The sequence below is a fragment of the Mycobacteriales bacterium genome, from assembly GCA_035690485.1.
Classification (GTDB): Bacteria; Actinomycetota; Actinomycetes; order JAFAQI01; family DASSKL01; genus DASSKL01.
The window spans coordinates 94,534-105,317 of the sequence record DASSKL010000043.1 but is presented as its reverse complement, the minus strand read 5'-3'; the positions used below and the strand labels follow the sequence as shown (position 1 = coordinate 105,317).

At 71.3% G+C, this 10,784-nt stretch carries 8 protein-coding genes and 1 pseudogene; 3 read left to right on the top strand and 6 right to left on the bottom strand.

Translation table 11 applies throughout. The features are described 5' to 3' along the window. The 3 genes and pseudogenes from VFJ21_05865 to rpsA form a co-directional block, all read right to left on the bottom strand. On the bottom strand, positions 1 to 916 hold a 916-nt coding region (locus tag VFJ21_05865), incomplete at its 3' end, for a DEAD/DEAH box helicase family protein (protein HET7406649.1). Between the two features lie 98 nt (positions 917 to 1,014). Then, positions 1,015 to 1,593 (bottom strand): annotated as a pseudogene (gene coaE / locus VFJ21_05860) (dephospho-CoA kinase). Between the two features lie 49 nt (positions 1,594 to 1,642). Further along, entirely contained in the window at positions 1,643 to 3,127 is a 1,485-nt protein-coding gene (rpsA, locus tag VFJ21_05855; GenBank protein HET7406648.1) for a 30S ribosomal protein S1, read from the bottom strand. Positions 3,128 to 3,394: 267 nt separating this feature from the next. On the opposite strand from rpsA, the gene VFJ21_05850 reads away from it, so the two are divergent. From VFJ21_05850 to VFJ21_05840, 3 genes are all read left to right on the top strand, one after another. Beyond that, positions 3,395 to 4,186, top strand: a complete 792-nt coding sequence (locus tag VFJ21_05850) for a class I SAM-dependent methyltransferase (GenBank protein HET7406647.1) — start codon at positions 3,395 to 3,397, stop codon at positions 4,184 to 4,186. Between the two features lie 156 nt (positions 4,187 to 4,342). Then, positions 4,343 to 5,923 carry a putative glycoside hydrolase gene (locus tag VFJ21_05845; GenBank protein ID HET7406646.1) on the top strand — a complete coding sequence of 527 codons (1,581 nt, stop codon included), beginning with the start codon at positions 4,343 to 4,345 and terminating at the stop codon, positions 5,921 to 5,923. Between the two features lie 64 nt (positions 5,924 to 5,987). After that, positions 5,988 to 6,401 (top strand): PaaI family thioesterase, encoded by a 414-nt coding sequence (locus VFJ21_05840; GenBank protein ID HET7406645.1) that lies wholly within the window; start codon positions 5,988 to 5,990, stop codon positions 6,399 to 6,401. 31 nt (positions 6,402 to 6,432) lie between these two features. Here the strand turns inward: VFJ21_05840 and polA are convergent, their stop codons facing one another. The 3 genes from polA to VFJ21_05825 all read right to left on the bottom strand — a co-directional run bounded on the left by polA (position 6,433) and on the right by VFJ21_05825 (position 10,748). Next, on the bottom strand, positions 6,433 to 9,114 hold the full coding sequence (polA, locus tag VFJ21_05835) for a DNA polymerase I (GenBank protein HET7406644.1): 2,682 nt from the start codon (positions 9,112 to 9,114) through the stop codon (positions 6,433 to 6,435). Between the two features lie 100 nt (positions 9,115 to 9,214). Next, positions 9,215 to 9,778: a GNAT family N-acetyltransferase gene (locus VFJ21_05830; protein HET7406643.1), complete on the bottom strand. Its 564-nt coding sequence runs from the start codon at positions 9,776 to 9,778 to the stop codon at positions 9,215 to 9,217. Between the two features lie 376 nt (positions 9,779 to 10,154). Then, positions 10,155 to 10,748: a response regulator gene (locus VFJ21_05825; protein HET7406642.1), complete on the bottom strand. Its 594-nt coding sequence runs from the start codon at positions 10,746 to 10,748 to the stop codon at positions 10,155 to 10,157. Between the last annotated feature and the right edge of the window lie 36 nt (positions 10,749 to 10,784).

The following is a 10,784-nucleotide window of genomic DNA, read 5'->3' as shown; positions in this document are numbered from 1 at the left end:
CGTAGGTCGTGCGCATCCGCAGTCGCTGCGCCTCGAGCAGCTTGCCCTGCTTGTCCAGCTCGGCCAGCCGATCCTCGAGCTCGGCCTCGATGCCGGCGATAGCGCGTTCCATCCGCTCGGGACCGGCGACGTAGTGCGTCGCCGGGAAGACGAACATCGTGTCGTCGTTGCTGACCACCTCGCCGGTCAGCGGGTGCAACGTCGAGATCGCCTCGACCTCGTCCCCGAACATCTCGATGCGGACGGCCAGCTCCTGGTAGACCGGGAACACCTCGATCGTGTCCCCGCGCACCCGGAACGTGCCGCGGGTGAACGACAGGTCGTTGCGGTTGTAGTGCACGTCGACGAGCCGGCGCAGCAGCACGTCGCGCTCGATCTCCTCGCCGACCCGCAGCCGCACGCACCGGTCGACGTACTCCTGCGGGGTGCCGAGCCCGTAGATGCAGGAGACCGACGCGACGACGACGACGTCGCGCCGGGTGAGCAACGACATCGTCGCCGAGTGGCGCAGCCGCTCGACCTCCTCGTTGATCGAGGAGTCTTTCTCGATGTAGGTGTCGGTCTGCGGAACGTAGGCCTCGGGCTGGTAGTAGTCGTAGTAGCTGACGAAGTACTCGACCGCGTTGTGCGGCAGCATGTCGCGCAGCTCGTTGGCGAGCTGGGCGGCCAGCGTCTTGTTGGGCGCCATGACCAGTGTCGGCCGCTGCAGCCGCTCGATCAGCCACGCGGTCGTCGCCGACTTGCCGGTGCCGGTGGCGCCGAGCAGCACGATGTCGCGCTCACCCGCCCGGATGCGCCGCTCGAGCGCGTCGATCGCCTCGGGCTGGTCGCCCGACGGCGCGAACTCCGACACCACCTCGAAGCGACCGTCGCGGCGCGGCAGCTCGAGCTTCGGCTTCTGCGGCGTCACGGTCACGACATCGACGGTACGCCGGACCGCCGACAGTCCGGGAACGCGAGAACCCGCCGCGAGCGCTACGTGGCGACGCCGGCGTTCTGGGCGACCAGGGCGCGCCACACCTCGTCGACCTGTGCGTCCAGCTCGTCCAGCGCGACGTCGTTCCAGATCACGTGCGTGGCCACGGCCAGCCGGTCCTCGAGCGACGCCTGGGCCGCCATCCGGGCCCTCGCGTCGGCCTCGGTCATGCCGCGCAGGGCGACCAGCCGGTGCAGCTGGGTCTCGGGGCGGGCGGCGACGACCACCACCGCGTCGTAGGCCCGGCCGAGCCCGGACTCGACGAGCAGCGGTACGTCGTGGACCACGATCGCGGCGGGGTCGGCGGCCAGCGCCGCCTCGAAGCGGGCCGTCGTGGCCGCGCCGACGAGCGGGTGCACGATCGCGTTGAGCCGCTTGCGCTGCTCGGGGTCGGCGAAGACGATCCGGCCGAGCGCCTCCCGGTCGAGCGCCCCGTCGGCGAGCAGCACCTCCCGGCCGAACGCCTCGACGATCGCGGCGAGGCCGGGGGTGCCCGGCTCGACGACCTCGCGGGCGAGCAGGTCGGCGTCGATCAGGACGGCCCCGCGCGCGACGAGGCGCCGGGACACCTCGCTCTTGCCGGACCCGATCCCGCCCGTCAGGCCTACGCGCAGCACGGCGCGCAGTCTGCCATCCGCGGCCGGTCGGGTCGGGCTCGGAGGAGGGCTACTCCTCCGAGCCGCCGCCGGTCAGCTTCTCGCGCAGCGCAGCGAGCGCCTCGTCGGAGGCCAGCGCACCGGTTGCCTCCTCGCCCTCGGAGCTGTAGCTCGAGGACTGGGCGGCCTCGGCCTCGGCCTGCTGCGCCTCGGTGACCTGCTTCTGGTGGGCCTCCCAGCGGGCGTGCGCCTCGGCGTACTGCCGCTCCCACTCGGCCTGCTGCTCCTCGTAGCCCGGCAACCACTGCTGGCTGTCGGAGTCGAAGCCCTCCGGGTAGAGGTAGTTGCCGGCCTCGTCGTACTGCGCCGGCATGCCGTACTGCGTCGGGTCGAAGGAGCCCGCGACGGCCTCGCCGATGGTGCCCTCGTTGGCCTGCTTCAGCGACAGCGAGATGCGCCGGCGCTCCAGGTCGATGTCGATGACCTTCACGAAGATCTCGTTGCCGACCTGCACGACCTGCTCGGGGATCTCGACGTGGCGCTCGGCCAGCTCCGAGATGTGCACCAGGCCCTCGATGCCCTCGTCGACGCGGACGAACGCGCCGAACGGCACCAGCTTGGTGACCCGGCCGGGCACGACCTGCCCGATGGCGTGGGTGCGGGCGAACTGCTGCCAGGGGTCCTCCTGCGTCGCCTTCAGCGACAGGGAGACCCGCTCGCGGTCCATGTCGACGTCGAGGACCTCGACGGTGACCTCCTGGCCGACCTCGACGATCTCCGACGGGTGGTCGATGTGCTTCCACGACAGCTCGGAGACGTGCACGAGACCGTCGACGCCGCCGAGGTCGACGAACGCGCCGAAGTTGACGATCGACGAGACCACGCCGTTGCGGATCTGGCCCTTCTGCAGCGTGGTGAGGAACGTCTGGCGCACCTCGGACTGCGTCTGCTCGAGCCAGGCGCGGCGGGAGAGCACGACGTTGTTGCGGTTCTTGTCGAGCTCGATGATCTTGGCCTCGAGCTCCTTGCCGACGTAGGGCTGCAGGTCGCGGACCCGGCGCATCTCGACGAGGGAGGCGGGCAGGAAGCCGCGCAGGCCGATGTCGAGGATCAGGCCGCCCTTGACGACCTCGATGACCGTGCCGGTGACAATGCCGTCCTCGTCCTTGATCGTCTCGATCGTGCCCCAGGCGCGCTCGTACTGCGCGCGCTTCTTGGACAGGATGAGGCGCCCTTCCTTGTCCTCCTTCTGGAGGACGAGGGCCTCGATGTGGTCACCCAGGGTGACGACCTCGTTGGGGTCGACGTCATGCTTGATCGACAGCTCGCGCGAGGGGATGACGCCCTCGGTCTTGTAGCCGATGTCGAGCAGCACCTCGTCGCGGTCGACCTTGACGATGACCCCGTCGACGATGTCGCCGTCGTTGAAGTACTTGATGGTCAAGTCGACGGCGGCGAGGAAGTCCTCGGCCGAGCCCACGTCGTTGATGGCGACCTGCGCGAGGGCGTGTGCGGGCTGGGAAGAGTCGGGACGTGCGTCGGTGGCAGTCGTCATGGAGTGGGTCGGTCTCCGGCTGGATGGTGGCTCGGGCGGACGCGCGGGGGGCCCTTTCGTTGCGGCTGCCGAGACCAGATTTCCGAAGACTTCGATATCGACACAACGAGCGCGAGCCTGCTCCGTCCGAGGTCGCGGCGAAGGCCCACAGCGCTCCGATCAGGATAGGGGCACGCCTCCGCACAGGTCAACGCGGGCATAGCGTGTGCCGCCGTGGACGATCGCGACGACAGCGCGCCCGGCACCGCGGCGGTCGTACGCCGGCCCGTGAGCCGTCCGGAGACCACCAGGGCCAACCTGCGCTGGTGGGACGGGGCCGCGGACGACTACCAGGCGGAGCACGGCGAGTTCCTCGGCGACGCCGACTTTCTCTGGTGCCCCGAAGGGCTGCGCGAGAGCGAGGCCCGGCTGCTCGGCGACGTCCGCGGCCGGCGGGTTCTGGAGGTCGGCTGCGGCGCGGCGCAGTGCGCGCGCTGGCTCTCCGGCGCCGGGGCGCGGGTGGTCGGCGTCGACCTGTCGGCCGGGCAGCTGGAGCACGCCCGGCGCTTGGCCGGGCGCACCGGGGTCGTCGTACCTCTGGTGCAGGCCGACGCGCAGCTGCTGCCGTTCGCGGACGGGGTGTTCGACCTGGCGTGCTCGGCGTTCGGCGCGGTGCCCTTCGTGGCCGACTCGGCGGCGGTGATGCGCGAGGTCGCGCGGGTGCTGGCCCCCGGCGGCCGGTGGGTGTTCGCCGTGACCCACCCGATCCGATGGTGCTTCCCTGACGACCCCGGGCCCCGCGGGCTGACCGTCGAGACGTCGTACTTCGACCGCACCCCCTACGTCGAGGTCGACGGCACGGGGGCGGCCACCTACGTCGAGCACCACCGCACGATGGGTGACCGCGTGCGTGAGATCACCGACGCCGGGTTCGACCTCGTCGACCTCGTCGAGCCGGAGTGGCCGGCAGATCACGACCGGCCGTGGGGGCACTGGAGCCCGCTGCGCGGGCGGCTCCTACCCGGTACCGCCATCTTCCTCTGTCGGCGGCGCGCGGAACCGGCCACATCCGTGCGATGAGCCGGATGAGGACGTAGCCTCTCCGCTTGCCGGCGGCCGCGCGTCCGGGTTCGGCCGGCATCCCCCTTCGCAAACCCCTCACCGCCCCATCGCGAGGACCACGTGCTTCGTCCCGTTACGCGTAAGCATCGCCGTTTCCTACGCCCCCGTGTCGTCGTGCCCGTTGTCGCGGTCGGCGTGGTCGCGGCCGCCGTCCCGGTCACCGTGCAGCTGAGCCGGGTCTCGTTGCGGGTCGACGGGCCCCGCGACGGCGCGCTCGTCGGTGCGTCCGAGCTGAAGACGGCGTCCTTTCACGTGGTCGCCGACGGCAACTCGAGCGACCGCGTGACGATGCGGCTCGACGGCAAGCCGGTGACCGGCGAGCACGAGGGCAAGGCCGTGGTGGTCCCACTTGCCGGCCTCGCCGACGGCGCCCACCGGCTGGTGGTCGAGCTGCCCGGCAAGTTCCCGGGTGCCGGCGCGACCGTGCGCCGCTCGTTCACGGTCGACACGACCCCGCCGACGCTGCGCGTCGACGTGCCGAAGGCCACGTCACTGAAGCAGGCGGTGACCGTGACCGGCACCGCGGCGGGCGCGTCGTCGGTGCTGGCCGACGGCAAGAAGGTCGCGGTCGACGCCGGCACGTTCTCCGTGCACTACGCCACTCCCCCGGTCGCCGCGAAGATCGTGGCCCGCGACGCCGCCGGCAACACGACCGAGCAGACGATCGACGTGCCCGTGCGCTACCCCAACAAGATCCGCGCTATCCACGAGACCGGCCTGTCGTGGACGTTCGACCGCGACCGCAACGAGGCGCTGCAGCTGGCTCGGCAGCACAAGATCAACGCGGTGCAGCTCGACATCAAGGACGAGGACGGCATCGTCAACTTCGACCCGGGCGTGGCGCTCGCGTCGCAGGTGGGCGCGGTGCGCAAGTACTACGACCCGGCGAAGGTCGCCGCGCAGCTGCACGCGCTCGGGGTGCGGCTGATCGGCCGCATCGTGGCGTTCCGCGACCCGGCCCTCGCCGGCTGGGCCTGGAACCACGGCCACAAGGAGTGGGTCATCCAGACCCCGACCGGTCAGCCGTGGGGCAACGGCGGCTACGGCAAGGCGTCGTTCACGAACTTCTCCGACCAGCACGTGCGCGACTACAACATCGCGATCGCGAAGGCGGCTGCGAAGGCCGGCTTCGACGACGTCATCTTCGACTACATCCGCCGGCCCGACGGCAACTGGAACGCCATGCGGGTGCCGAAACTGCCGCACACCAACGCCGCCGCCTACCAGGCGATCAACCAGTTCGCGGAGCAGTCGCGGGCGGCGCTGCGGCCGCTCGGGGCCTTCGTCGGAGCGGCGCTGTTCGCCCAGGCCGTCAACGCCCCGCAGGACACCGCGCAGAACGTCCCGCAGCTGGCGAGGTACCTCGACGTCGTCACGCCGATGGACTACCCGTCGCACTGGTTGCACGGGGAGTACGGCGTACCGGATCCGAACGCCGGCCCGCAGGCGACCTACGACATCGTGCACCGCTCACTGACCGACTGGGCCAAGGCGGTGAAGGGCACCAACTGCGAGGTCGTCCCGTGGCTGCAGGCCGAGGACTTCCGCGGCAACTACACGCCAGCGATGATCGCGTCGCAGATCAAGGGCGCCCGTGACAGCGGCATGCCGGGGTTCATCCTCTGGAATGCCAACGCCTACTACCTGAAGTGGGAACCGGCCCTGACGGCCGACGCACCGCGCGTCATCGGCTGACCGCACCGTCGGGCTGCAGCGCGTGATGGGATGCGGTGTCGTGACGACATCCTCCGAACATCCGCTGGCCGCCGAGGGGTTCTCGCCGCCGGGGACCGGTCTCGACCACACCTTCGGGGTGGAGTACGTCGAGGTGACCGGCGACCGCGTGGTGCTGCGCTGCGAGGTGAAGCCGACCATGCTGCAGCCCTACGGGATCGTGCACGGCGGCGCCTACTGCGCGCTGGTCGAGTCGGCGGCGAGCATCGCGGCCGGCACGTGGTTCCGTGGCCGCGGCCAGGTCGTCGGGGTGGCCAACCACACGAACTTCGTCCGGGCCACCCGGGCGGGCACGCTGACCGCCACCGCGACCCCGGTGCAGCGCGGCCGCACCCAGCAGCTCTGGCAGGTCGACATCGTCGACGACACCGACCGGCTCGTCGCCAAGGGCGAGGTGCGCCTCGCCAACGTCACCGACGCGGACCGCCTGGGCCGCTAGGCCACCCGACATCGACGCCGGGCGGGGCGGCCTAGTGGCCGGCGTCGTCCCAGGTGGTGCCGAAGCCGACCGAGACGTCGAGCGGGACGTCGAGCCGGTAGGCGTTGCCCATCTCGCGGCGTACGAGCGCCTCGACCTCGTCACGCTCCCCCGGCGCGACCTCGAGCACGAGCTCGTCGTGCACCTGCAGGAGCAGCCGGCTGCGTAGGCCGGCGTCCTTCAGCGCCACGGCCACGTGGAGCATCGCGATCTTGATGATGTCGGCCGCGGAGCCCTGGATCGGAGCGTTGAGCGCCATCCGCTCGGCCATGGCCCGGCGCTGACCGTTGTCGCTGGTGAGGTCGGGCAGGTAGCGCCGCCGCCCGAGGATCGTCTCCGTGTAGCCGTCGCGCCGCGCCTGGTCGACCACTCCGGTGAGGTAGTCGCGGACGCCGCCGAAGCGCGAGAAGTAGGCGTCCATCTGCCCGCGCGCCTCGTCGGGACTGATGCCGAGCTGCTGGGCGAGGCCGAACGCGGACAGCCCGTAGGCCAGGCCGTAGGACATCGCCTTGATCCGCCGGCGCAGCTCGGGGTCGACCTCGCCGAGGGGCAGGTCGAAGGCCTTCGACGCGACGTAGGCGTGCAGGTCCTCGCCGGAGTTGAAGGCCTCGATGAGCCCGGCGTCGCACGACAGGTGGGCCATGATGCGCATCTCGATCTGGCTGTAGTCGGCGGTCATCAGCTCGTCGAAGCCCGCGCCGACGACGAACCCCTGCCGGATCTCGCGGCCCTCGGCCGTGCGGATCGGGATGTTCTGCAGGTTGGGATCGGTGCTCGACAGCCGGCCGGTCGCCGCGATCGTCTGGTTGAAGGTGGTGTGGATGCGGCCGTGGTCGTCGACCATCGGCATCAGCGAGTCGACGACGGTCTTGAGTCGCGACACGTCGCGGTGGCGCAGCAGCAGCGGGATCAGCGGGTGGTCGGTCTGCGTCGCCAACCAGGCGAGTGCGTCAGCGTCGGTGGTGTAGCCGGTCTTGATCTTCTTGGTCTTCGGCAGGCCGAGCTCGTCGAAGAGGATCTGCTGCAGCTGCTTGGGCGACCCGAGGTTGAACTCCCGGCCGACGCAGCCGTAGGCGTCGTCGGTGACGCGCTTGACCTGGTCGCCGAACCGGTCGGACAGCGTGGCGAAGTGCTCGAGGTCGGCGGCGATGCCGGTCTGCTCCATCTCGGCGAGCAGGAACAGCAGCGGCAGCTCGACGTCCTGCAGCAGGCGCGCGCCCCCGCGACGGTCGAGGTCGGCGTCGAGCGCGTCGGCGAGGTCGACGACAGCCCGGGCCCGCACGACCTCGGCCTGCGCCGTGTCGGCCTCGTCACCGCCGTCGAGGGAGAGCTGACCGTCGCTGGGGGCCTCCGCGCGCAGCTCGCGGCGCAGATAGCGCAGGGACAGGTCGGCGAGGTCGAAAGCCCGCTGCCCGGGCAGCACGAGGTAGGCGGCCAGCGCGGTGTCGCTGCTGATGCCTGCCACGGTCCAGCCGCGCTCGGCCAGCGCGTGCAGCGGTCCCTTCACGTCGTGGGCGGCCTTGGGTACGCCGGGATCCGCGAGCCACCCGGCCAGGGCCCGCTCGTCGTCGTCGGTCAGCTGCGTCGGGTCGATCCAGGCGCCGCTGCCGTCGGCGGCCGCCAGCGCGAGGCCGGTGACGACGCCGGTGCCGCGCCCCCAGGTGCCGTGCACCGACAGCCCGACGCGACCCGCGCCGCGGGCGTGCGCGTCGAGCCACTGCGCGACGTCGCCGGGCCCGAGGACCGCGCCGTCGACGTCGAACCCCTCGTCGGCCTCGGGCTCGACGGCCTGGAGGGTCTGGTAGAGCCGCTCCCGCAGCACGCGGAACTGCAGGGTGTCGAAGAGCTGGTGCACCTCTTCCCGGTCCCACTGGCCGAGGTGCAGGTCGTGCGGGCCGACCGGGAGCGCCACGTCGCGGGCGAGCTCGGTGAGCTGCCGGTTGCGCAGCACACCGGCCAGCCCGGCGCGCAGCGCGTCGCCCGTCTTGCCGGTGACCTCGTCGACGCGGTCGACCAGCGCGGCGAGCGAGCCGAACTCGCGGACCCACTTGGCCGCGGTCTTCTCCCCCACCCCGGGGATGCCGGGCAGGTTGTCGGACGGGTCTCCGCGCAGGGCGGCGAAGTCGGGGTACTGCGCCGGGGTCAGGCCGTACTTGTCCTGCACCTCGTCGGGCGTGAACCGCGTCATGTCGCTGATGCCCTTGCGCGTCATCAGCACGGTGACCTGGTCGTCGACGAGCTGGAGCGCGTCGCGGTCGCCGGTGACGATCAGCACCTGCATGCCGTCGCGCTCCGCCTGCGTGGCCAGCGTCGCGATGACGTCGTCGGCCTCGTAACCCTCGGCGCTCACGATCGGGATCGCCAGCGCGGTCAACACCTCCTGGATGAGGCTGACCTGGCCACGGAAGTCGGCGGGAGTCTCGGACCGACCCGCTTTGTACTCGGCGTAGACCTCGCTGCGGAAGGTCTGCCGCGACACGTCGAACGCGACGGCGACGTGGGTCGGCGCCTCGTCGCGCAGGACGTTGATGAGCATCGAGGTGAAGCCATAGACCGCATTGGTCGGCTGCCCGGTCGTCGTCGCGAAGTTCTCGACCGGCAGGGCGAAGAACGCCCGGTAGGCCAACGAGTGCCCGTCGAGCAGCAACAGCCGCTCGCCCTGCGCGTCCACCACGCCGCCATCGTAGGTGCGCGGGCCGACAGCCCCGCGGCCCGCCGAAACCTCACGGTCCGTCGAAACGGCGCGGGCCGCCGGCCTTCGCCGAGCCCGACGGTCAGCTGCGGCCGGCGCGCGTCAGCCGCCGGCGGGAGATGTCGTCGATGAGCGAACGCTGCCGGGGGGCGGCCAGCCTGCGGCGCAGCGTGGACACGTGAGCGACCCGCCGTACGCTCAGCGGCGCGAACCCGAGCCGCGCGTAGAAGCGGTTCGCCTCGCGCAGCGCGGGATAGGCGCCGACGAGGACATGGTCGAGCCCGATCTCGTCGGCGTAGGCCGCCGCCGCCGCGAGCAGGGCGTGGCCGATGCCGCGCCGGCGGAAGCGGTGGCGTACGACGAGGTGGCTGACCGTCAGGGCGCGCTCGTCGGTCAACGGCCCGAGCGAGGCGGTCGCGAGCACGGCCATCCCGGCCGGGACCTCGTCCTCGGTCGCGACGACGACGCGGTAGCCCGGGTCGGCGAGCGCGCGGTACAACCGGCCCTCGACGTCGTCGGCAGGCCACCCGGGATCAACGGCGAGGGACTCGCGGCCCTCGACCGCGCGCAGCTCGCCGAGCAGCTCGACGAGCTGGGGCACGTCGACCGGTAAGGCGACGCGCGTGACCACCGGCGAACGGCTCACGGAAGCACCCCTCGACACCCGGCCGACTCGAGGTCGGACCACGCAAGTAGGAAGCAGGCTTCCCCGCAAGCCCGACGGAGCGTACGCCGTCTGTCACTCACTGTGCAGGCGACGTCCGCAACGTCCGCATGTGAGCGGTCTGCCCGCTGACGCCCCTACCCGCGCCGGGTGTGGTCGAACTCCCTTGATACGCAAGGAAAATATGACGAGGTCGAGTGCCCCGGAGCGTTGACCGGAGGCCGCGGACCTCGCTACCTTGCGCTAAGCGACGGGGCCCGGACTCTGAGTAGACAACGTCTACGCGCGGGGAAGGCGCAGACGGCACCAAAGGACCGGGCCCCGCTGCGCGCTCGAGGCCCTCGTGCCTCGCCGCCCGTTACGCGCCGGGCACGAAGGTGCCGTCGACGACACCCTGGGCGACTTCGCGCATCGAGCGCCGCCCGTCCATCGAGACCTTCTGGATCCAGCGGAACGCCGCCGGCTCGGTCATGCCGTGCTCGGTCTGCAGCACACCCTTGGCCCGGTCGATGATCTTGCGGGTGGCGAGCCGCTCCTGCAGGTCGGAGACCTCGGACTCCAGCGCGGCGATCTGGGCGTAGCGGCTCAGCGCGATCTCGATCGCGGGCAGCAGGTCGGACTTGGAGAACGGCTTGACCAGGTACGCCATCGCGCCGGCCTCACGAGCCCGCTCCACGAGGTCTCGTTGCGAGAACGCCGTGAGCATGACAACCGGCGCGATGCGGTCGCGGGCGATCTGCTCGGCGGCGGTGATGCCGTCCATCACCGGCATCTTCACGTCGAGGATGACGAGGTCGGGCTTTGTCTGCTGCGTGAGCGAAACCGCCGTCTCGCCGTCGCCCGCCTCGCCGACGACCTCGAAGCCCTCCTCCTCGAGCATCTCCTTGAGATCGAGGCGGATCAGCGCCTCGTCCTCGGCGATGACGACCCGCCGACCCTCCTGCTCGGTCACACGTCCGACCCTACCGAGCGGCGCCGGGGCCGGAGT